Source organism: Sphingomonas sp. CFBP 13728 (assembly GCF_014841895.1).
In the GTDB taxonomy this organism is placed as follows: domain Bacteria; phylum Pseudomonadota; class Alphaproteobacteria; order Sphingomonadales; family Sphingomonadaceae; genus Sphingomonas.
In genome coordinates, this window is the sequence record NZ_JACYUS010000001.1 from 1,863,588 (window position 1) to 1,885,698 (window position 22,111).

The 22,111-nt window shown below is 66.1% G+C and carries 18 protein-coding genes; 8 read left to right on the forward strand and 10 right to left on the reverse strand.

What is annotated here, in order from left to right; all coding sequences use genetic code 11:
• Positions 1–192: 192 nt before the first annotated feature.
• Complete coding sequence (locus IFT67_RS08390; RefSeq protein ID WP_192146165.1) at positions 193–1,128, reverse strand: DUF808 domain-containing protein; 936 nt, start codon at positions 1,126–1,128, stop codon at positions 193–195.
• A gap of 133 nt (positions 1,129–1,261) precedes the next feature.
• Here IFT67_RS08390 and IFT67_RS08395 point away from each other — a divergent pair, with 133 nt between their 5' ends.
• The 5 genes from IFT67_RS08395 (at position 1,262) to IFT67_RS08415 (ending at position 8,058) form a co-directional block, all read left to right on the forward strand.
• Positions 1,262–2,272 (forward strand): adenosine deaminase, encoded by a 1,011-nt coding sequence (locus IFT67_RS08395; protein WP_192146167.1) that lies wholly within the window; start codon positions 1,262–1,264, stop codon positions 2,270–2,272.
• Positions 2,272–3,249, forward strand: coding sequence for a bile acid:sodium symporter family protein (locus IFT67_RS08400; protein WP_446740809.1), 978 nt, complete (start codon positions 2,272–2,274; stop codon positions 3,247–3,249). Before IFT67_RS08395 ends, IFT67_RS08400 begins: the two co-directional genes overlap by 1 nt.
• Before the next feature lie 79 nt (positions 3,250–3,328).
• On the forward strand, positions 3,329–5,497 hold the full coding sequence (locus tag IFT67_RS08405) for a histidine kinase dimerization/phosphoacceptor domain -containing protein (protein WP_192146169.1): 2,169 nt from the start codon (positions 3,329–3,331) through the stop codon (positions 5,495–5,497).
• Positions 5,494–6,822: an amidohydrolase family protein gene (locus IFT67_RS08410; RefSeq protein ID WP_192146171.1), complete on the forward strand. Its 1,329-nt coding sequence runs from the start codon at positions 5,494–5,496 to the stop codon at positions 6,820–6,822. The genes IFT67_RS08405 and IFT67_RS08410 overlap by 4 nt, the downstream gene beginning before the upstream one ends.
• Before the next feature lie 105 nt (positions 6,823–6,927).
• Positions 6,928–8,058, forward strand: coding sequence for an alpha/beta hydrolase (locus tag IFT67_RS08415; protein WP_244647204.1), 1,131 nt, complete (start codon positions 6,928–6,930; stop codon positions 8,056–8,058).
• 50 nt (positions 8,059–8,108) lie between these two features.
• On the opposite strand, the gene IFT67_RS08420 is transcribed toward IFT67_RS08415, so the two are convergent.
• From IFT67_RS08420 to rpmI, 7 genes are all read right to left on the reverse strand, one after another.
• Complete coding sequence (locus IFT67_RS08420) at positions 8,109–9,677, reverse strand: peptide chain release factor 3 (RefSeq protein WP_056054389.1); 1,569 nt, start codon at positions 9,675–9,677, stop codon at positions 8,109–8,111.
• Positions 9,678–9,909: 232 nt separating this feature from the next.
• Positions 9,910–10,794, reverse strand: a complete 885-nt coding sequence (locus IFT67_RS08425) for an aldose 1-epimerase family protein (RefSeq protein WP_192146173.1) — start codon at positions 10,792–10,794, stop codon at positions 9,910–9,912.
• 264 nt (positions 10,795–11,058) lie between these two features.
• Entirely contained in the window at positions 11,059–13,473 is a 2,415-nt protein-coding gene (gene pheT, locus IFT67_RS08430; RefSeq protein ID WP_192146175.1) for a phenylalanine--tRNA ligase subunit beta, read from the reverse strand.
• Positions 13,470–14,564, reverse strand: a complete 1,095-nt coding sequence (pheS, locus tag IFT67_RS08435; protein WP_192146626.1) for a phenylalanine--tRNA ligase subunit alpha — start codon at positions 14,562–14,564, stop codon at positions 13,470–13,472. Before pheS ends, pheT begins: the two co-directional genes overlap by 4 nt.
• A gap of 22 nt (positions 14,565–14,586) precedes the next feature.
• Positions 14,587–14,916 (reverse strand): GIY-YIG nuclease family protein, encoded by a 330-nt coding sequence (locus IFT67_RS08440; protein ID WP_192146177.1) that lies wholly within the window; start codon positions 14,914–14,916, stop codon positions 14,587–14,589.
• A gap of 334 nt (positions 14,917–15,250) precedes the next feature.
• Positions 15,251–15,616, reverse strand: coding sequence for a 50S ribosomal protein L20 (gene rplT / locus IFT67_RS08445; protein WP_056054375.1), 366 nt, complete (start codon positions 15,614–15,616; stop codon positions 15,251–15,253).
• Positions 15,617–15,635: 19 nt separating this feature from the next.
• Positions 15,636–15,839, reverse strand: coding sequence for a 50S ribosomal protein L35 (gene rpmI, locus IFT67_RS08450; RefSeq protein ID WP_031395289.1), 204 nt, complete (start codon positions 15,837–15,839; stop codon positions 15,636–15,638).
• A 168-nt stretch (positions 15,840–16,007) separates the two neighbouring features.
• Here rpmI and IFT67_RS08455 point away from each other — a divergent pair, with 168 nt between their 5' ends.
• A complete protein-coding gene (locus tag IFT67_RS08455) occupies positions 16,008–18,143 on the forward strand; it encodes an AsmA family protein (protein WP_192146179.1) in 2,136 nt (711 codons plus the stop codon).
• A gap of 294 nt (positions 18,144–18,437) precedes the next feature.
• Here the strand turns inward: IFT67_RS08455 and IFT67_RS08460 are convergent, their stop codons facing one another.
• A complete protein-coding gene (locus IFT67_RS08460; RefSeq protein ID WP_192146181.1) occupies positions 18,438–19,268 on the reverse strand; it encodes an inositol monophosphatase family protein in 831 nt (276 codons plus the stop codon).
• A 90-nt stretch (positions 19,269–19,358) separates the two neighbouring features.
• Between IFT67_RS08460 and IFT67_RS08465 the strand changes: the two genes are divergently transcribed.
• A complete protein-coding gene (locus IFT67_RS08465; protein WP_192146183.1) occupies positions 19,359–19,898 on the forward strand; it encodes a peroxiredoxin in 540 nt (179 codons plus the stop codon).
• Between the two features lie 100 nt (positions 19,899–19,998).
• Complete coding sequence (locus IFT67_RS08470) at positions 19,999–21,039, forward strand: GGDEF domain-containing protein (RefSeq protein WP_192146185.1); 1,041 nt, start codon at positions 19,999–20,001, stop codon at positions 21,037–21,039.
• Positions 21,040–21,478: 439 nt separating this feature from the next.
• Here IFT67_RS08470 and IFT67_RS08475 read toward each other — a convergent pair whose 3' ends face one another.
• On the reverse strand, positions 21,479–22,108 hold the full coding sequence (locus IFT67_RS08475; protein WP_192146187.1) for a YbhB/YbcL family Raf kinase inhibitor-like protein: 630 nt from the start codon (positions 22,106–22,108) through the stop codon (positions 21,479–21,481).
• Positions 22,109–22,111 lie beyond the last annotated feature (3 nt).

A 22,111-nucleotide genomic window follows, 5' to 3' on the forward strand; every position in this document is an offset into this window, starting at 1 on the left:
GTCGCAGTAACGGGGGACTATCCGCCGTTACCTCTGTTCCCCAATTGGGCCCCGGCCTTCGCCGGGGTGGTGTTTGATGGTGGTGGTAGCGCCTCATAACCAAGCGCGACGTGTTTCCCCGCGAAGGCGGGGACCCAGACTGGGCTCCCGCCTTCGCGGGAGAACAAGGTAGGGCGGACAACGCTCTCCCGGTCAGTGCGCCTTCGGCTTCTTCACCGCATGGAGCCCCAGCGCGATCGCGCCGCCAAGGATCAGACCGACGATCCCCGAGAAGAACGCATTCATCACCCAATTCACCGCGCCCTTGGCGAACGGCACCGCATGCGAGGCGGCTTCCGCAGTGTCATGGATCCAGTGCGGCAGCGTGGTAAACCCGAACTCCTCGATCCCGTGAACGATGATCTGCCCGCCGACCCACACCATCGCCGCCGTCCCGATCACCGACAGCGCCGACATCACGATCGGCATGCCCTTCACTAGCCCACGCCCGATCGTCTGCACGACCGCGCTGCTGCGCTGCGCCAGATGCAGCCCGATATCGTCCATCTTCACGATCAGCGCGACCACGCCGTAGACGCCGATGGTGATGACGATCCCGACCAGCGCCAGCACGATCGCCTGCTCCCAGATCGGCTTGGTCGCGACATCGGACAGCGCGATGACCATGATCTCGGCGGACAGGATGAAGTCGGTGCGGATCGCGCCCGAGACCTTCTGTGCCTCAAGCGTCGCTGCATCGACCGGCTCGGCGACGACCTCCTCGGCATGACCGCCGCCGAATGCCTCGAGAATCTTCTCCGCGCCCTCGAAGCACAAATAGGTGCCGCCGATCATCAGCAACGGCGTCAGCAGCCACGGTGCGAACGCGCTGAGTGCCAGCGCTGCCGGCAGGATGAAGACCAGTTTGTTGCGGAACGATCCCAGCGCGATCTTCCCGATCATCGGCAGTTCGCGCTTCGGCTCGAACCCGACCATGTAGCGCGGCGTGACGGCGGCATCGTCGACCACCACGCCGATCGCCTTGCTGCCCGCCTTGCCGGTGGTCGCGGCGATATCGTCGAGGCTGGCGGCGGCGAGCTTGGTGATCCCGGCAATGTCGTCGAGCAGTGCGACCAATCCTGTCGGCATCGATGGTGTCCTTCGCGTAAGTATCGCCGCTCGGTAACGTGACAGGATTGTCATGCAACGGCTTTCGCACTTGCGGTAGTGCGTGGCGGGCGGAATGGTTGCAGCCGACGCGACCCAAGCGACAGGACGAGCTATGACCGACGACTTCATCACGAACCTGCCCAAGGCGGAACTCCACCTCCATATCGAGGGCAGCCTCGAGCCCGAGCTGATGTTCGCGCTGGCCGAGCGCAACAAGGTCGCAATCCCGTTCAAGAGCGTAGAAGACGTCCGCGCCGCGTACAGCTTCACCAATCTCCAGACCTTCCTCGACATCTATTACGCCGGCGCAGCAGTGCTTCAGACCGAAGAGGATTTCCGCGATCTGGCGGTCGCCTATTTCGACCGCGTCGCGCAGGACGGCGTCGTCCACGCCGAGATCTTCTTCGATCCGCAGACGCACACGCATCGCGGCATCCCGTTCGACGTCGTCGCGCGCGGGCTGTTCGCGGGGATCGACGAGGCGCAGGCCAAGCACGGCATGTCGGTCGGGCTGATCATGAGCTTCCTGCGCCACCTTGACGAGGAGGACGCGTTCAAGACGTTCGCGCAGGCGGAGCCGTGGCTCGACCAGTTCATCGGCGTCGGGCTCGATTCGTCCGAGGTCGGCCATCCGCCGTCGAAGTTCGCACGCGTGTTCGCGGCGTCGGCGGATGCCGGACTGATGCTGTGCGCGCATGCCGGCGAGGAGGGCCCGCCCGCCTATATCCACGAGGCGCTCGATATCCTTCAGGTGGACCGCATAGACCACGGCAACCGCGCGCTGGAGGATCCGGCGCTGGTCGCGCGCCTCGCACGCGATGCGATGACGCTCACCGTGTGCCCGTTGTCGAACGTCGCGCTGCGCAACGTCGACCGGCTGGAGAACCATCCGATCGACCGGATGCTCGATCTCGGCCTGCGCGCGACGATCCATTCGGACGATCCGGCGTATTTCGGTGGCTATATCGGCGAGAATTTCCGCCAGACAGCGTGGGCCAAGAACTTGTCTCGCGAGCAGGTCGTGACGCTCGCGCGCAACAGCTTCCTCGGCAGTTTCCTGGACGACGACGCGCTCAGCGGCCACCTCGCGACGCTCGACGCCTATGTGAAGGCGCATCCGTGATCGGGCGGTTCCTGGCGGTCTTCGAGCCGTTCATCTTGATGCTGCTCGGCACCGTGGTGCTGGCGAGCCTGCTGCCGGCACGTGGCGAGATGGCGACGATCGTCGGTTACGCCGCCGATATTGGCATCGTCCTGCTGTTCTTCCTGCACGGCGCGAAGCTGTCGCGCGATGCGATCTGGGCGGGGCTGCGCAACTGGAAGCTGCATCTGGCGGTGCTGGCCATCACCTTCGTCGCGTTCCCGCTGTTCGGGCTTGGGCTGACCGCATTGCCGTTCGTGACCGGGCCGCTCGCCGCCGGGTTGCTGTTCCTGACGCTGCTCCCCTCGACCGTGCAGTCGTCGATCGCCTTCACCGCGATCGCGCGCGGCAATGTCGCGGCGGCGGTGTGCAGCGCGTCCTTCTCCAACCTGCTCGGCATCCTCGTGACGCCGGCGCTGGTCGCGCTGCTGATGAACACTTCGGGCAGCGGCGGGATCTCGATCGAGAGTATCGAGGCGATCGTGCTGCAACTGCTGGTGCCGTTCGTCGCAGGACATCTGTTGCGCCCGTGGATCGGTGCGTGGGTGACGCGCAACAAAGGCCTGCTGACGGTGGTCGATCGGGGTTCGATCCTGCTGGTCGTCTACAGCGCGTTCGGTGCCGCCGTGGTGGAAGGGCTGTGGACCAAATTGTCGATCGGCGACCTGATCCTGATCGGACTGCTGTGCGCCGCGCTGCTCGCCTTCGTGCTTGGGCTAACGTTTGCCGTTGCGCGGCTGATGAAGCTGCCCCGCGAGGATGCGATCGTGCTGCAATTCTGTGGCTCGAAGAAGAGCCTCGCGTCGGGCGTGCCGATGGCCGGCGTGCTGTTCCCGCCCGCGCAGGTCGGCGTGATCCTGCTGCCCGTCATGCTGTTCCACCAGTTGCAGTTGATCGCCTGCGCCGTGATCGCGCGCCGCTATGCCGAGTCCGCACCGCGCGATATTGCTTCAGATTAATATCGTAACCCGCTGCGGGTATTTGCTTTGTTCCGCCGGGGGTTGCATGATCGGGGCTCGATAGGAGAGTTTCGGGTAGATGAACGCGTCGAGCGATATTGCCGGTTCCACCGATGGCGTGGGGCTGGACCTCAATGCGTGCGACCGCGAGCCGATCCACATTCCAGGTGCGATCCAGCCGCATGGCCTGCTGCTCGTCGCCGACGCGACCAGTCTGACGGTCGTGGCAGGCGCGGGCGATCTCGAGACCCGCCTGACCCCCGACTGGCTCGGCCGCGACCTGTCGGCGCTGTTGGCGCAGGATATCGCTGCGACACTCATAGCCAATGACACGGTCGCCGGCGTCGCGCTGGCCGGACTGCCGGTAGCGGGCCCGACCGAGCGGTTCGATATCACCCTCCACCGTACCTCTGAACACGTGCTGGTCGAACTCGAACCCGTCGAAGGTGAGCCGGTCACTGCGGCTGGCATGCTCGGCCGGCTCAATGCGATGGCGATGACGTTCGAGCGCGCGAGCAACCTCCAGACGTTGTGCGAGCGCGCCGCGACCGCGTTCCGGCAGTTGACCGGTTTCGACCGCGTCATGGTCTATCGCTTCCTCGACGACAAGGCGGGCCGCGTAATGGCGGAGGACAAGGCGACAGGGCTCGGCACGTTCCTCAATCACCATTTCCCCGCGTCGGACATTCCGAAACAGGCGCGCGCGCTGTACGTGCGCAACCGGACGCGGACGATCCCGGCGATCGATTACGTGCCCGCGGTGCTGCGCCCGGCCGGGTTCGAGACGCTCGACCTGAGCGACGTCGCGCTGCGCAGCGTGTCGCCGATCCATCTGCGCTATCTCGCCAACATGGGCGTGGCGGCGTCGGCGTCGATCTCGATCGTCAAGGACGGGCTGCTCTGGGGTCTGATCGCCTGCCATCACGGTACGCCTAAGGGCCTGACCCCCGACATTCGTGCGGCGTCGGCGACGCTGGCCAGCGGACTGGCGCGCCAGATCCGCGCGAAGGAAGAGGCGGAGACGTACCGCGAGCGGCTGCGGCTGCGCGCGGCGGAGGATGCGGTCATCCCCAAGCTCGCGACCGAACCGGCCCCGCGCAGCATCGTCGCCGCGTTGCGCGACGATCTTCGGCGGATGCTCGGCGGCGACGGTTTCGCCTATGTCGAGGGCACGATCGTCGACACCGACGGGCCGTGTCCGAGCAAGGACGACATTCTCGATCTCGCGGCATGGGCACGCACGCGCGGTGTGATCGAGCCGTTCACGACACACGAGCTGCCGTCGCTGTTTCCCCGCGCCGAAGCATACCGTGCGCAGGCAAGCGGTCTGCTCGCGCTGTCGCTGGTCGACGAGGGAGCGGTGCTGCTGTGGTTTCGTGCCGAGCAGATCGAAGAGGTCGAGTGGGCGGGCAATCCTCACAAGGCGGTTTCGCTCGATCCGAATGCGATGCTGACGCCGCGTACCTCGTTCGAATCCTGGACGCAGGCGGTCAGCGGTCGCTCGCGACGCTGGACGCGCGAGGAGATCGAGGCCGCGCACCGGCTGCGTCGGGCGTTCCACGATGCGTACGTCAACCAAAGACTGCGGTTGCTGAACGCCGACCTCCAGCGGACGCTCGCCGACAAGGATGCGCTGATCGCGCAGAAGGACGTCCTGATGAAGGAGGTCAATCACCGCGTGCAGAACAGCCTGCAACTGGTTGCCGCGTTCCTGTCGTTGCAGGCGAAGTCGTCCGACGATGCGAAGGTGAAGGCGCATCTGGCCGAGGCACAGGCGCGGCTCGCGGCGGTCGCGCTGGTCCACCGCCGGCTGTACCGCGACGACCAGGTCGAATCGGTCGACCTGTCGCGGTATCTGGAAGAACTCGCGGACGACATGAAGACGTCGCTCGGCGAGGACTGGTCGGCGCACATCAGCCTGGATCTGGCGCCGGTGCTGGTACCCACAGACCGTGCGGTGAACATCGGACTGGTGCTGACCGAACTGATCATCAACGCCAGCAAATATGCCTATGCCGGCAAGCCAGGGCCGATCCTGATCGCGCTCGAACAGCATCGTAGCCGGTTGCGGCTGATCGTCGCGGACAAGGGCGTCGGCAAGGCTGCGACAGCGACGGATGGACGAGTCGGGTTCGGCAGCCGGATGATGAACGCGGTGGTCGCCGGACTGTCGGGGACGATCGAGCAGGACGACAACATGCCCGGGCTGCGCGTCGTGATGACGGCACCGATCGAGGATGAACGATGATGCGCTACCTGGTTTCGGGCTTGCTGGCCGCCAGTGCCCTCGCGACGCCCGCGCTCGCGCAGACCGTGGCGATCACCGGGGTCCGGCTGATCGACGGGCGCGGCGGCGCACCGGTCGAGGATGCGACGATCGTGATTACCGAAGGGCGGATCGTCGCGGCGGGCAAGGTCGCGGTTCCGGCCGGGGCCGAGCGACGCGACTATCACGGGCGCAGCGTGATACCGGGGCTGATCTCCGACCATAGCCATGTCGGGCAGGTGAGCGGCACCGAGACCGGCGCGCAGAACTACACACGCGCCAACATCGTCGCGCAGCTCGCGCAGTTCCGCCGCTACGGCGTCACCACGGTGACCGCACTGGGCAACAACGCGCCGTCGTTCGCCGCCATCCGTGCCGACGCCCATGCCGGGCGGATCGCTGGCGCAGACCTGTTCGGGGTGATGCAGGGCATCGGCGTTCCCAACGGCGCGCCGCCCCAGGCGATGCTCAAGGTCGGCCCTGACCAGCTCTTCCGTCCGTCGACGCCCGACGAGGCACGCAAGGCGGTGGCGATGATGGCCGCCGAGAAGACCGACCTGGTAAAGCTGTGGCTCGACGATTTCGGCGGCAGCGTACCGGTGAAGATGAGCCCGGCGATCTACAACGCCGTGATCGCCGAGGCGCATGCGCGCGGGCTTCGCGTCGCCGCGCATATCCACGATCTGGCGGATGCCGAGGCGATCGTCGCGGCAGGTGCGGACATCATCGCGCACGGCGTTCGCGACAAGCCTGTGCCACCAAGCTTCGTTGCGACGCTGAAGGCGAAGGGGGTATGGTACATCGCCACGCTCCAGCTCGACGAAGCGACGTTCGCTTGGGCCGATCGCGCGCCGTGGACGCTGACCCCGTTCGCACGGGCGGCGCTGTCACCGGCGCTTGCCCGGCAGATCGACAATCCGGCGTGGCGCGCCAAGATCCTGGCAGATCCAAAGACCGCCGACGCACGCACGTCGCTGGCGATGAACCTGCGCAACCTGAAGACGCTCTACGATGCGGGCGTGAAGATCGGTTTCGGCACCGACAGTGGCGCAAGTGCGGTTCGCGTTCCCGGCATCGCCGAACATCGCGAACTCGCACTGATGGTGCAGGCCGGACTGCCCCCGGTACAGGCGTTGCAGGTGGCCACCGCGAACGCTGCGGGCCTGCTGGCGTTGCGCGACCGCGGTATCATCGCGCCGGGACTGCGCGCCGACCTGCTCGTACTCGACGGCGATCCGGCGCGATCGATCGACGATGCCGACAAGGTCGTCGAGACCTGGGTAGCTGGACGGCCGACCGCCTTCTGAAATACGTTTTATATGCGTGACTTACGGTCCGATCACCGGAACGAAGTCGGTACGATTGAGGTTTAAGCCGGCGAGTGGGGGCACTCGAACAGGATATTCCATCATATGACCAATCGTTCGTCGCGCGCCATGACGGCGCTGGCCGCCGCAGCGCTGATCACGACTTCCGGGCTCGCGCTGACGACCCACGCGGTCGCGCAGTCGGCACGATCGGTCGATGCCGCTCCCCCGCCCCCACCGCCCGTGGCCGCGACGAAGCCGGCCAAGGCCGCGCCGGACATGCAGGTCGTGCTCGACCAGCTGGCGGCGCTTGGTGGCAAGCCGATCGAGACGCTGACGCCCGCCGTCGCGCGTACCCAGCCGTCCGCAGCCGACGCCGTCAAGGCGGTGATGGTCAAGCACGGCCTGTCGGCGACGCCCGACTCCACAGTGATGACGCGGGACGTTCCTTATGGCAGCGATGCCAACCAGTTCGCGCGGATCTACAAGCCCGCGTCGCTGGCGAACGCAAGAAACCTCCCGGTGATCGTGTACTATCACGGTGGTGGCTGGGTAATCGCGACGGTCGACACTTATGATGCCGCCCCGCGCCTGCTCGCCAAGCAGCTTGGCGCGATCGTCGTATCGGTCGAATACCGCCACGCACCGGAATTCAAGTTTCCTGCACAGCACGACGACGCTGCCGCAGCCTATCGCTGGACGCTGCAGAACGCTGCATCCTGGGGCGGCGATCCGCGCAAGATCGCGGTCGCCGGTGAGAGCGCAGGCGGCAATCTGGCCGTCGCGACCGCGATCTATGCGCGCGACAATCGCCTGACCACGCCGCTGCATATCCTGTCGGTCTACCCGATCGCCAACAGCAGCATGACGCTGCCCTCGCGGATGGATTCGGCCAATGCGAAGCCGCTCAACGGCGCGATGCTGAAGTGGTTCGGGTATTATTACCAGACCACGCCAGCCGATGCGCAGGACCCGCGCCTGAACCTCGTCAAGGCGAACCTGCGCGGCCTGCCACCGACGACGATCATCAATGCGCAGATCGATCCGCTACGCTCCGACGGCGAGACGCTCGCGGCGGCGATGCGTGCGGCCGGCGACAAGGTCGAGCAGCGCACGTTTCCAGGCGTGACGCACGAGTTCTTCGGGATGGGCATGGTCGTACGCGGCGCGCAGGACGCGAACACGCTGGCGATCGCGCGCCTGAAGACGGCGTTTGCGGCCGCCCCAAAACGGTAATCACGAAGCATCGGGGTGGCGTTGGCCGCCCCGATGCCTTGCCGATCCGGTTACCGCTCGCGCGTGGCGGCAAAGCGGATCTTGGCGTAGCGCTCGGCGATGTAGTTCACTTCCCAGGCGCTTTTGGCGAGGAAGACGGGGTTGCCGTCGCGGTCCTTGGCCATCGCGCCGCGGTTGATCTCGGCGAAGGTCTTCAGTTCCAGCGGGTCTTCCGCCGTGATCCAGCGCGCGGTCTCGTAGGGGGCGGGTTCGAGCCCGGCCGCGACCTTATACTCCGCATCCAATCGCGACAGCAGCACCTCGAGCTGGAGCTGCCCGACCACGCCGATGATCCAGTTCGAGCCGATGTCGGGATAGAACACCTGCGTCACCCCCTCCTCGGCCATGTCGTCGAGTGCCTTGCGCAACTGTTTTGTCTTGGTGAAGTCCTTCAGTACGACGCGGCGCAGGATCTCGGGCGCGAAGTTCGGCAGGCCGGTGAAGCGGATCGTGGCCTTCTCGCTGAGCGTGTCGCCGACCCGCAGCGTGCCGTGGTTGGGGATGCCGATGATGTCGCCGGGGAACGCCTCGTCCGCCAGCTCGCGGTTTTGCGCGAAGAACAGGATCGGCGAATGGACTGCGATCGGCTTGCCGTGGCCGGTGGGCGTAAGCTTCATGCCGCGCTTGAACACGCCCGAGCACAGCCGCATGAACGCGATGCGGTCGCGGTGGTTGGGGTCCATGTTCGCCTGCACCTTGAACACGAAGCCGGTGACTTCGGGCTCGTCCGGCGAGACGGGCGCAGGCTCGGCGGGCTGCGCGCGCGGTGGCGGGGCGTAGTCGGCGAGCGCGGCGATCAGTTCGGCGACGCCGAAGTCCTTCAGCGCCGAACCGAAATAGACCGGGGTCAAATTGCCCGCGCGATAGGCCTCGGGGTCGAAGCTCGAATAGCCGCCCTGTGCCAGTTCGGCCTCGTCGTTCAGGCGGATCATCGCTTCCGGGCTGAGGATCTTGGCGAGTTCGGGATCATCGATGCCGGTGAACGGGATCGCTTTGCCCATGAACTCGCGGCTGTCGCCTTCGGGACGGCTCAGCGTGTTGGCGTAGAGATCGTAGACGCCCTCGAACTCGCCGCCCATGCCGACCGGCCAACTCATCGGGCACACGTCGAGCTGGAGCATCTCCGCCACCTCGTCGAGCAGCGAGAACGGATCGCGGCCCTCGCGGTCGACCTTGTTGACGAAGGTGATGATCGGCACGTTGCGCAAGCGACAGACCTCGAACAGTTTTCGCGTCTGCGGCTCGATGCCCTTCGCGGCGTCGATCACCATGACCGCCGAGTCGACCGCCGTAAGCGTGCGATACGTGTCTTCGGAGAAGTCTTCGTGGCCCGGCGTGTCGAGCAGGTTGAAGGTGATCCCCTGTCGTTCGAACGTCATCACCGACGAGGTGACCGAGATCCCGCGCTGTTGCTCGATCTTCATCCAGTCGGAGCGGGCGCGGCGGGTCTGGCCGCGCGCCTTCACCTCGCCGGCGAGATGGATCGCGCCGCCGAAATACAGGAGCTTCTCGGTCAGCGTGGTCTTGCCGGCATCGGGATGCGAGATGATCGCGAAGGTGCGGCGGGGAAATTGGGTCATGGCGTGGGTCCGGTGAGCGCGGGTGGCCGGCTCGGGAAAAGAGGATGCGCGCTCTTGGCAGATGTAGGGCGTGGAGGACAGAGGCGCTTCAACAGCGCGGGTTCGCGTCTAGTCCTGACCTTGTCCGTTCCCCCGCGGAAGCGGGGGGCCAGGGTCGCGGACGTCACACCTGAGACCCTAGGCTCCCGCTTTCGCGGGAGAACAATGTGTGCACTTCAGCGACGTAAGTACGTCAGCGGGCGGTAGCCACCAGCGTTACGCTCATCGTGATAGTCTTCGTGCCGCCCGCAGCGATCTCGAACACACCGGGTTTGGCGCGATAATCGCCGGTATAGCCTTCGGGGTCGGCGATGCCGTGCCACGGCTCGACGCAGACATAGGCCGCGCCGGGCTTTGTCCAGATGCCGAGCTTCGGCGTGTCGGGGAAGGCGATCTTCAACTGCGGGCCTGTCTTGGCGCCATAGGTGACGGCGTCGGAGTGGATCGGGTCCCAGACCAGCGCGTCCTTGGCGAACAGCTCGTCGCGCAGGGCGATCACGCGGTCCTCGACCGGCGAGGGGCGCTCATCGACGGCGATCTGGCCGTCGGGGCTGATCACCTTCAGTTTGCCGGGTTCGTCGGCGTCGAACGTGATGCGGTGGTCTGCGCGGGCTTCGCCGTACGGGAGCGGCCAGGCGAAGGCGGGGTGGAAGCCGAAGCTTGCCGGCATCGCCGCGTCGGTGCGGTTGTGGATGTGCGCCTCGATCCCAAGCGTCGCGCCCTCTAACGTGAAGACGATGTCGAGTGCGAACGCGAACGGGTAGGCCTTCCGGGTTTCCTCGCTGTCGGTGAGGCGGAAGATGGCGGAGGTTTCGGTCTGCGCGACGGCGTCGAACGTCGAATGGCGCGCGAAGCCGTGCTTCTGCATCGGGTAGGCCTGGCCGTCGAGGCGGATGACGCCTTCGTTGACGACGCCGACGACGGGGAAGAGGATCGGCGCGTGGCCGGTCCAGAAGGCCGGGTCGGCGTTGGTCATAAGCTCGCGGCCGGCTGCGTCGTGGAGGTGGGTGAGCTCGGCACCGTGCGGGTTGATCTGCGCGGTGAGGTGGTCGTTGGCGATCGTGATCAGGTCGGTCATCTCTGTCTCCGTGACGGTCGAACGGTCTATGCCCTTCATGTCATCCCCGCGGAGGCGGGGATCCAGAGTGGCGACGCTGTCGATGGAATCGCTTGGTTAGCCCGTCTGGATCCCCGCCTCCGCGGGGATGACATGAAGGGTGATTCTTTGAGGAGGACGCCAGCGCGTGCCCTCACCCTCGCCGCCTTTGGCGTTTCTTCCTCTCCCCTTGGGGAGAGGGAAGGGCCCCGCGGCTGCTTGGCCGTGGGAAGGGTGAGGGCACGGTTAAACGCGCAGGGTCGCGCCCTGTTTTGCGGCCGCTGCGACCACCTTGTCGGCGATCGCCTTGATCTCTTCGTCGGTGAAGCTCTTGGCGGTCGGTTGCAGGACGATCTCGACCGCGACCGACTTGTGGCCATCCTCGACCCCTGCCCCGGTGAACACGTCGAACACGCGGGCCGAGACGATCGCGCCCTTGTCCGCTCCCTTCACCGCGCGGACCAGTGTGTCGGTGGCAAGCGCCGCCGGTACGAGGAACGCGAAGTCTCGGCGGACGGCTTGCAGCGCCGGCGGCGTGTAGGCTGGGCGGGAGAAGCCTGTCGCACGCTTGGGCGGAATCGCGTCGAGGTAGACTTCCACCGCGGCGACGGCGCCGTCGAGATCGAACGCCTTCAGCACGGATGGGTGGAGCATGCCGAAACTTGCCAGCACCGTCTTCGGGCCGAGGCGAAGCGTGCCGGACTGGCCGGGGTGCCATGCGTCACCGGCTTCGCCCATCACTTGCAGGTTGTCGACCGGCGCGCCCGAGGCGGCAAGAAGTGCGATCACCTCGGCCTTTGCGTCATACGCGTCGAAGCTCGCCGCCTTGCCTTCACGCCAACCGCGCGGGCGGCGGTCGCCCGCGAGGACCACGCCAAGCGTCGCGCGTTCGGCTTCGGCCAGATAGCGACGGCCGATCTCGAACAGGCGGACGCTCTGTGCCCCGCGCTTCAGGTTGCGCCCCGTCGCGGCGAGCAGGCCGGGGAGTAGCGAGGGGCGCATGACCTTGAGGTCTTCGCTGATCGGGTTGGCGAGCGTCCACGCGCCGCCGCCGAACGGTGCGGCTTCGGCTTCGGAGAGGAAGCTCCAGGTTACCGCCTCGTCGAGGCCACGGGCAGCGGCGGCCCTGCGCGCCCTACGTTCGAGCTTCTGCTCGGGCGTGGCGGTCGGCTTGGCGACGCCGGGCATGCGGGGGAGCGGCGTCGAAGGGATATTGTCGATGCCCTCAATGCGGACGACCTCCTCGACGAGATCGGCGGGGCCGTCGACGTCGCGCCGCCAGGTCGGGATCGTGACCGGCCATTTGCCCTCGATCGTCGAGAACAGCGCGTCGCTGAACGCGTCGGCGGACGTGATCGCGCCGATCGTGAAGCCGAGCGACAACAAGGTCCGCGCCTGGCGTTCGGGGGCGACGTGGAGGCCACCGAGGTCGGCGCTGAGGCGCGGGTCGTAGTGGATTACGCGCGGTTCGAGCGGGGGCTCGCCCGAGCGGGTGACGTCGTTGGCTGTGCCGCCGCAGATGTGGAGTACGAGCGCAGTGGCGATCGCGAGGCCGTCGTCGAGGAACGCCGGGTCGACGCCGCGTTCGAAGCGGCTGCGCGCGTCGGAGGTCAGCGTCAGCTTCTGGCCGGTGCGCGCGATGTGGTCGGGATCGAAATACGCGCATTCGATCAGCACGTCGGTGGTGTCCGCGGAAACGCCCGAATGCTCGCCGCCCATGATGCCGCCGATGTCGTGCACGGCCGCGTCGTCGGCGATGACGGTCATGGTCGCGTCGAGCGTGTAGGTCTTGCCGTTGAGCGCGACGACCTGCTCGCCGTCGCTTGCCTTGCGCGCGACGAGGCCGCCGGAGAGTTTTGCGCGGTCGTAGACGTGCAGCGGGCGACCGAGATCGATCATCAGGTAGTTGGTAATGTCGACGAGCGCGGAGATTGGCTTCTGGCCGATCGCGATGAGGCTGCGGCGCATCCACTCGGGGGATTCGCCGTTGGTCACGCCGGTGACGGTCTGCGCGAAGAAGGCGGGGCAGCCGGCGGTATCGTCGGTGCGGACGTCCGGGCCTGCGCCCTCGCTCGTGAACGTGTCGAACGTCAGTGGCGTGAGCGTGCCGAGGCCGGCGGCGGCGAGGTCGCGCGCGATACCGCGGACGCCCATGCAGTCCTGGCGGTTGGGCGTGATCGCCACGTCGATGACCGGGTCGGTCAGGCCGGCATAGTCCGGGTACGCGGTGCCGATCGGGGCGTCTTCGGGCAGTTCGATGATGCCGTCGTGATCTTCGCCGAGTTCGAGCTCACGCGTCGAGCACATCATTCCGTTGGATTCGACGCCGCGGATGCTGGCGAGCTTCAGCGTCACGTCGAGGCCGGGGACGTACGCACCGGGTGCGCCGAACACGCCGACGAGGCCGGCGCGGGCGTTGGGGGCGCCGCAGACGACCTGCAGCGGGCCGTTACCGGCGTCGACCGACAGGATCTGGAGCTTGTCGGCCTGTGGATGGCGTTCGGCGCTGAGCACCTTGGCGATCTTGAACGCGGCGAGCTTCTCGCCGGGGTTCTCGACGCCTTCGACTTCGAGGCCGATGCGGGTCAGCGCCTCGACGATCTGGTCGAGTGTGGCGCTGGTTTCGAGGTGCTGCTTGAGCCAGCTGAGGGTGAACTTCATGCGCAGACTCCGCCGGACAAAGTGGGGACGTCGAGGCTCGAAAAGCCGTAATGCTTGAGCCAGCGGATATCGCCGTCGAAGAACGGGCGGAGGTCGTCCATGCCGTATTTGAGCATAGCCAGCCGGTCGATGCCGCAGCCGAACGCGAAGCCCTGCCATTCGTCGGGGTCGAGGCCGCATGCTTCGATGACCTTGCGGTGGACCATGCCCGAGCCGAGGATCTCGAGCCAGCCATCGGGCTCGGCGCCGCCGACGACGCGCTTGCCCTTGACCAGCGTGTAGCCGACGTCGATCTCGACCGACGGCTCGGTGAACGGGAAGTAGCTCGGGCGCAGGCGGAGCACGATGTCGTCGCGCTCGAAGAACGCCTTCACGAACGTCTCGAGCGTCCACTTCAGGTGGCCGAGCGTGATGCCCTTGTCGATCACGAGGCCCTCGACCTGGTGGAACATCGGCGTGTGCGTCGCGTCGGAATCCGAGCGGTAGGTGCGGCCGGGGGCGATGATGCGGATCGGGGGTTTCTGCGACAACATCGTGCGGATCTGGACCGGCGAGGTGTGCGTGCGGAGCAGCGAGAAGGTCGTCTTCTCGTCGGCGGTGCCGGCGGTCTTAGCGTCGATCCCCTGCTGGAGATAGAAGGTGTCGTGCATCGCCCGCGCGGGGTGCGTCTCGGGAATATTGAGCGCGGTGAAATTGTGCCAGTCGGTCTCGATCTCGGGACCGGTCGCGACCGCGAAACCGAGGTCGGCGAAGATCTCGGCGAGTTCGTCCATGACCTGGCTGACCGGATGGATCGTGCCGGCGGGCGTCGCGTCGGCAGGGAGCGTCATGTCGAGCGTTTCGCTGGCGAGGCGCGCGTCGAGCGCGGCGCGTTCGAGCGTGGCTTTGCGCTCGGCGATACCGTTGGCGACGGCTTCGCGCAGGCCCTGGATCAGCGGGCCCTGCACGAGGCGCTCGTCGGGGGTCATCTTGCCGAGCGTCTTCAGCAGCGCGGTGATCGTGCCCTGCTTGCCGAGCGCCTCGACCCGGCACGCATCAAGCGCGTCGAGCCCGGATGCGGCGGCGATCGCCGTCAGCATGTGGTCGCGCATCTGGTTCAGGTCTTGCGTCACGTCATACTCCCAGGGCGGGTTCGGTTAGGCGGGGCAGCCCGAGGCCGATACCCAGATCGTCCCAATTTTCGTTACGCGCTTCGATCAGCTCGATCTTCCACGCTCTTCGCCATTCATTCAGCCGCTTCTCGCGAACGATCGCGGCCTCCATCGTGTCGAACATCTCGTAATAGGCGAGACGCTTGATGCCGTACCGGCGAGTGAAGCCGGGGATCAACCCCTCTCGGTGCTGAACCAGCCTTGCGAGGAGGTTTGAGGTGACGCCGATGTAGAGCGTGCCGTGGCGGCGGGAGTGGAGGATGTAGACGCACGGCTGGAAGGTTTCGCGCATTTCGTACTCCCCTTGTTCGTCCGCTTGATCTGTAAAGCGAAGTGCTTCGCAGTTCCGTCCATCAACACCCCGTCATCCCGGCGGACGCCGGGACCCACGGTAGCGGGCGGGTGATGGTAGCACGTTATCGCCGGGTCCGCCGTAACCATGGGTCCCCGGCGTTCGCCGGGATGACGGAGGAGGGGCGAGGGGTGATCATAGTTGGGGATCGGTATCGAAGCTTGAGCCTGAGAAACTACGCGTTCCTTCCAGCGCCCCCCCCCCCGCCAGAACGCAGAAAAGGCGCCGGTGGTCTCCCACCGACGCCCTCCCGAAACCCAACCTCAGTCGCGGATTACGCGGCCTGGGGGAGAGCCGCCTTCACCTGGGCGACGATCGCGCTGAATGCAGCGCCCTCGTGCATGGCGATGTCGGCCAGGACCTTCCGGTCGAGTTCGATCCCTGCAAGCTTCACGCCGTGCATGAACTGCGAATACGTCAGACCCTCGGCGCGGACGCCGGCGTTGATGCGCTGGATCCAGAGGCCACGGAACGTGCGCTTCTTAACCTTGCGGTCGCGGTAAGCGTACTGTCCGGCCTTCTCGACGGCCTGACGGGCGATGCGGATGGTGTTCTTGCGACGGCCATAATAGCCCTTCGCCTGAACCAAAATACGCTTGTGCTTGGCGCGGGTGGTAACACCCCGTTTTACGCGTGCCATTGTCTAATTCCTTCTCAGCTCAACGCAGGCCGTAAGGCGCCCAGGCCTTCACTGCTGCGGTATCGGCCTTCGACAGCAGCTTGGTGCCGCGGTTCTGACGGATGTACTTGCCGTTGTGATGCGCCAGACGGTGACGCTTGCCGGCGACGCCGTGCTTGAGCAGGCCGGTGGCGGTGAGCTTGAAGCGTTTCTTGACGCCGCTCTTGGTCTTCAGCTTGGGCATTTTTATCCTTTCGGTTACGAAGGAGGACGCTGAAATCGCCGCGGCAGCCCACACTGGCCGGGCGATTCGTAGAACGCGTTCCCTTCGAGGAAGCGGGCCGCATAGACGCATTAATGCGGCATATCAACCGCTGTGGAACTGACGCGGCTGTCGTGCGATAGGCCAAGCATGGACGACAGCCCGACGCAGCCGATCGAGACCCCTTCCGCGGCCCCGGAAGCAGCCTCTGCGCAAAAACGTCGCAAGCGGCGGATACTGCGCAACATCCTGCTCGGGATCGTCGCGGTCCTCGTCGCGATCTGGCTGGTGCTGTACATCACCAAGGGGCGCTTCCTGAAGCATCCGTTCGAGCGCGTCGTCGGCTCGCTCACGCACCGTACGCTGACCGTGCGCGGCGATTTCCAGCTTTATTTCGCGCCGTTCCGCATCAAGCTGTACGCGGAGAACTTCACGCTCTCGAACCCCGATTGGGCGAGCAGGCCGAATCTGTTCCAGGCGGACAAGCTCGACACGCGGATCGCGCCGCTGTCGCTGCTGTTCGGCAAGCGGCGGCTCTACTGGCTCGATCTCGTCAACGGCGCGGTCGATCTCGAGTGGAACGCGGCGCACTCGGCCAACACCTGGACGTTCTCGAACAAGAAGGGTGGCAAGCCGCTCGAGTTCCCGCGGATCGACGTCGCGACGGTCACGGGCACGACGGTGCGCTATCTCGATCCGCGGATGCGCGTGCTGGCGGACCTGAAGGTCGCCGACATCCGATCGGTCGATGCGACGATCGGTCGCGCGGTCGGGCTGACCGGCAAGGGGCGGTTGCGCGAGACGCCGTTCACCGTGACCGCGCAGTTGCTGTCGCCGGACGCGACCGCCAATCGCGGACAGAACAAGCTGGTCGCGCGGGCGCGGGCGGCAGGGAACATCATCGACGTCGCAGGCACGCTGCCGAGCATCGCCGATGTCGAGAACGTGCCGCTCGCCGTCACCGCGCGCGGTGCCAATCTCTCGACGTTGCTGGGCGTGATCGACGTCGCGATCCCGAACACGCGGACCTACAAACTGCGCGCGCAGCTGATCAAGCAGGGCGACGAATACGCCTTCACGCATCTGCGCGGTTTCGCGGGTCGGACCGATCTCGCGGGGAAGCTGACGATCGTCAACGGCGAGCGCATCCATCTCGATTCGGTGCTCACGACCAAGAGCCTCGACATCATCGATGCGGCGCCGTTCATCGGCTTCAATCCCGACATCGTTGAGTCGAAGGGCGCGGTGGCAGCCGCCGCCGCCACGGGCGCCGCTCCGCAACGCCTGCTCCCCGACGGGAACCTGCCGGTCGCGACGATGCAGATCTTCGATGCCGACCTGAAATGGACGATCGGGGTGGTGAAGTCGCGCAACCTGCCGATTTCCAACATCGACCTGACGCTCGACCTGGAGCGTGGGCGGCTGGCGCTGTCGCCGCTGACCTTCTCGATGGCGCGCGGCAACGTGGCCTCAGACGTCATCTTCGACACGCGCGCGCGGCCGAGTGCGGTGTCCTACGACATTCGCCTTGCGCCGACGCCACTGGGTCGACTGCTTAAGGGCTATGGGTTGACCGAGGCCGGGACGACCGGGACCGTCAAGGGTCGCATCAAGCTCGACGGGCGTGGCGACTCAATCCACGATTCGCTCGCGTCGTCGCGGGGGCGGATTGCGTTCGTGCTGCCGTCGGGAGCGCTATCGGTGCGCAACGTGCAACTCGCAGAACTCGACATCGGCACGTTTGCGCAGCGGATGTTCCAAGGAAAGCTCGACGAGCCGGTACAGATCAATTGCGGGCTGATCGGATTCACCGTGCGCGGCGGGGTCGCCGCTGCGGACCCGATCCTGATCGATACGCGCAAGAACGTGATCGTCGGCCGCGGTGGGTTCAGCTTCCGGAATGAGGCGGTGGACCTGGCGTTCCGAGCAGATTCAAAGAAGTTCAGCCTATTTGCGGGGCAATCGCCGGTTGGGGTTGGCGGAATGTTCGCCGCGCCTAAGCTCAACGTAATTTCGAAGGATCTGCTTGCGCGGGTCGGCAGCGGGCTTGGGCTGGCGCTGGTCGCAACGCCGGTTGCGGGGATCCTGGCGTTCGTCGATGTCGGGGATGCGAAGTCCACTGCGTGTGGGCCGGTCCTCTCCGGGGCTACGGCGGCGGCGCAGCGGACTACCAAGGGCCAGCCGCGCGATGACGTGGGGCATGGGACGACCGCCAAGGCCGAGGACGGGAAGACGTCTGACGCGGAGAAGAAGGGGCAGAAGAAGAAGTTCCTGGGAATCTTCTAACGCGGCGGGGGCGAGTAAATACGCTCCCTTCCCTACCTCGCCCGTTCTGGGGTCAGGCGGCGCCGGCGCCAGCGGTTGGGCGCGCGTAGACGGCCAGCGTTGCGTGTCCGTGGGTCCCGGCGTCCGCCGGGATGACGGATGTGGGTGGTGAGATGGGTCTGTTGCGGTTTGCGATGCAGCCCTTTGGTTCCCCCTCCCGCCCGCGGAGTTGAGTAGGGCTGAACGCATGCCGGTCGCCGGTACGTACGTCGCGCCCTCCCCTAGCCCCTCCCGCAGGCGGCAGGGGCATCTTTCTCAGTGGTTATGGCCGTCATGGGCGTGCCCGTCATCTTGCAACCGGTGCATCGCCTCGAGCACGTCGTCCATTCTCGCCGGATCGCCGATCGCCAGCACGTGGCCTTCGCTGTCCGCGGTCAGCGGGTCACCGTTCCAGTCGCACATGCGGCCGCCCGCCCCTTCGACCACCGGTACCAGCGCTGCGAAGTCGTAGAGCTTGAGGCCAGACTCGCAAACCACGTCGAGATGCCCGCTCGCGAGCAGACCGTAATTGTAGCAGTCGCCGCCATACACCGGCCCCTGCCGTGGGTTGCCGCCCGAGATTGCCGCGACCAGCGCCAAGTAGTGCGGGACGTCGACCTCGTCGAAGAGATGCGGGCTGGTGGTGGCGATCGTCGCGCCAACGAGTTCGCGGCAGGTACGCGTGCGGACCGGTACGCCGTTCAGCGTCGTCGGACGCCCTGCGACACCGACCCAGCGTTCGCGCTGGATCGGCTGGTCGATGATCCCGAGCACCGGCCAGCCATCCTCGACAAGCGCGATCAACGTGCCGAAGATCGCGCGCCCGACGGTGAAGCTGCGCGTGCCGTCGATCGGGTCGAGCACCCATTTGCGATTGGTGACACCCGTCTTCTCGCCATATTCCTCGCCGACGATGCCGTCGCCCGAGCGTTCGGCGTCGAGCAGCCGGCGCATCGCCGATTCGGCCTCGCGGTCGGCGCGGGTGACGGGGGATTGGTCATCCTTGATCTCGACGCCGTGCTCATGGCGGAAATACGGTCGGATGACGTTGCCCGCAGCATCCGCGAGGCGGTGCGCGAGATCGATATCGGCTTGGGTTACTGGCATATTTCCAGCCTATCGAGCGCGGGCGTCACGGGCAATGGACGGATCGTTCGTGCAGGCGTAGGTCATTGCGATCTAAACGGAGTATCATCCATGCGCCTCGTCTCGACACTTGCTACCGCCGCCGCCCTCCTCGTCGCGGCGCCTGCGCTGGCGGCACTGGCTCCTGGTGCCAAAGCTCCGGATTTCACCACACGCGGCGCGATCGCCGGCAAGGTGTTCACCGTCCACCTCGCCGAGCAGCTGAAGAAGGGTCCGGTCGTGCTCTATTTCTTCCCGGCGGCGTACACCGGCGGCTGCAACGCCGAGGCGCACGCGTTTGCCGAAGCGATCCCGGCGTTCACCAAGGCAGGCGGCACGGTGATCGGCATGTCGGCCGACAACGTCGAGACGCTCAGCAAGTTCTCGGCCGAGAAGTGCGCGGGCAAGTTCGCGGTCGCCAGCGCCGGACCGAACGTGGTCAAGGGCTACGACGTCGCGCTCGGCAAGCAGATCGCGGGCCGCGATATCACCAAGCGCACCAGCTACGTCATCGCCAAGGACGGCCGAGTCGCATTCGTGCACGACGACATGAACCCCGCCGAGCATGTCGCGACGACTCTCGCTGCCGTTCAGAAGCTCGCGGGGCGGTAAATCGGTAGATAATTACAACGGCCGGCAAATAATTGCCGGTCAGTGACGCTATCCTAACGCTTTTGGGTCTATTGATTTAGATCGAGAGGCGGAGAGTGACATGCGGAATGCGCGGGCGGCCAAGCCAGTGATCGAATCATCGCCGGACAGCATGCTGTTCGAGCGCATCGGTAGTTTCCTGGCCGAACATGGGCTTAGCCCCGATCCCGCGCATTACGCGTTCGCGTTTGCAGTGCTGTCCGCCCCCACCGGACCGTTGGCCAAGACGGTGTCGCGGCTGACCGCTCACGGTGTTCGGTTGAGGGCGCATGACATCGAACGACTCGCGGGGCGTGTCGCGGACGGCCCGCCAACCGTCCGAAAACGCCGCGCGGCGACGTCCGACGCCGATACCGATACGGCCGACGCGCTGGTCATCGAGACACAGCAACAGGTCGACGACTTCGCGCAGATGATGCGGACGATGCAGGCCGAAACGTCCGGATTCGGGCGCGATCTGGCCAGAAGCGCGGCCTCGATCACGCAGATGGCGGAGATCGACGAAATCACCCGGATCACCAGCTCGATGATCGCGCGCATCCACGACAGCGAAGTCCGACTGGCCGAGGCGACCGCGGAGACCGATGCGTTACGCGCCAAACTCGCCGAAGCGCGCGATACGGCACGGCGCGACGTCCTGACCGGCCTGCCCAATCGCCGCGCGTTCGAGGAAGCCTTTGCCGGGCGCGATCCGAGCGCCGGACCTTACTGTCTCGCGGTATGCGACATCGATCGCTTCAAGCACGTCAACGACCTGCACGGCCACGGCGTCGGCGACCGCGTGCTGATCGCGATCGGCCAGGCGATGGCGACCGAATGCGCGCCACATCTCGTCGTCCGTCATGGCGGCGAGGAGTTCGCGGTGCTGCTAAGCGGCGTGAGCCTGTCCCATGCTGCCGAGCTGCTCGATACGGTTCGCCAGACAGTCGCGCAAAAACGGTATCGCAATCGCGAGACGGATACGGCGCTGGGGACGATCACGTTTTCGGCGGGCATCACCGCGATTCACGCCGATGAACCCGCCGAAACCGCGTTCGAGCGTGCCGATCGGCTGCTGTACACCGCCAAGGAACGCGGTCGCGATCAGGTTTGCGCGGCCTGATCCTGGAAGTTGGTGCAATTTACCGCGCTGGCGTGGCGCGTTTTCCCAACTCCTTGGCAGGCGATCTAGAAATGCCAGCTAGATCAAAGCGTTAAAAAACTGGCACGGCGCATGCAATTCATTCGACATGGGAGGCTGGATGGTCCGGCACCCACCAGTCGAAGGAATTTCCCATGTCGCTCCGTTTCGAAACCGCCCAGCGTATCGCTCTCTCGTTCGTCGGTGCGCTCTTCTTTGCCGCGATCGCCGTCAGCGCCGCCACCCCAATCATCCCGATCGCCTGACCGCTGCGCCAAGGAGCATCACCATGAACCGCAGCATCATCATCGCCCTCGCCGCCTTCTCGACCACGATCCTGTTGATCGTGTCACATGCCGGCAGCGCGCTGGCCTGACGATCCGGGCCGTGGCCCAATGACGGACCGGGCTTCACTGCTGGATCAGGCCGGCGCGCCGATCCCAACCGGTCCGACCGGCGCATCTTCTTCGCGCGAATAGGTCCCGATCAACAGCCCCGCCGCCAGGACATGACCGGTAATGGCGTCGATAACCGCAGAACGACCCGGTGTCGTACCGGGATCCCCTGCCCCCGCGCCGATCGCGAAAAGCTGGAATGCATAGCGGTGCTCGCCATGCCCACGCGGTGGATCGGGCGGCAGCCAGCCTTCGCGCAGATAGGAGTTGCGTCCGACATCACGGCCGCCGGTATCGGCGCCAGCGCCGTCCGCGACGATCGCACCCTCCGCCAGCCGTCCCGCATCGGCTTCGAGACCCCAGACGATCGCATGGACAAGAGGTTGCGGTGCCGGGGCATCGGGATCCTCCACGACGAGCACCATGCGCTGGGTTCCAGTCGGTGGCGTGCTCCAGACCAATGGCGGCGATACGCCCTCGCCGGCTTCCGCATCCGCGGTGAAGCGCGGCGGCAGACGGCTTTCTTGCGCGAAGGCGGGACTGGACAGGTCGAGCGTTTCGAAATCGCTGCCCAACTGGGCGATAGCAAGTTTGTCGGCACCGGCACGCAGACCGCTCATCGCGGCGCCGAGCCAGGCGGGGATGTGTTCGAGCATGGC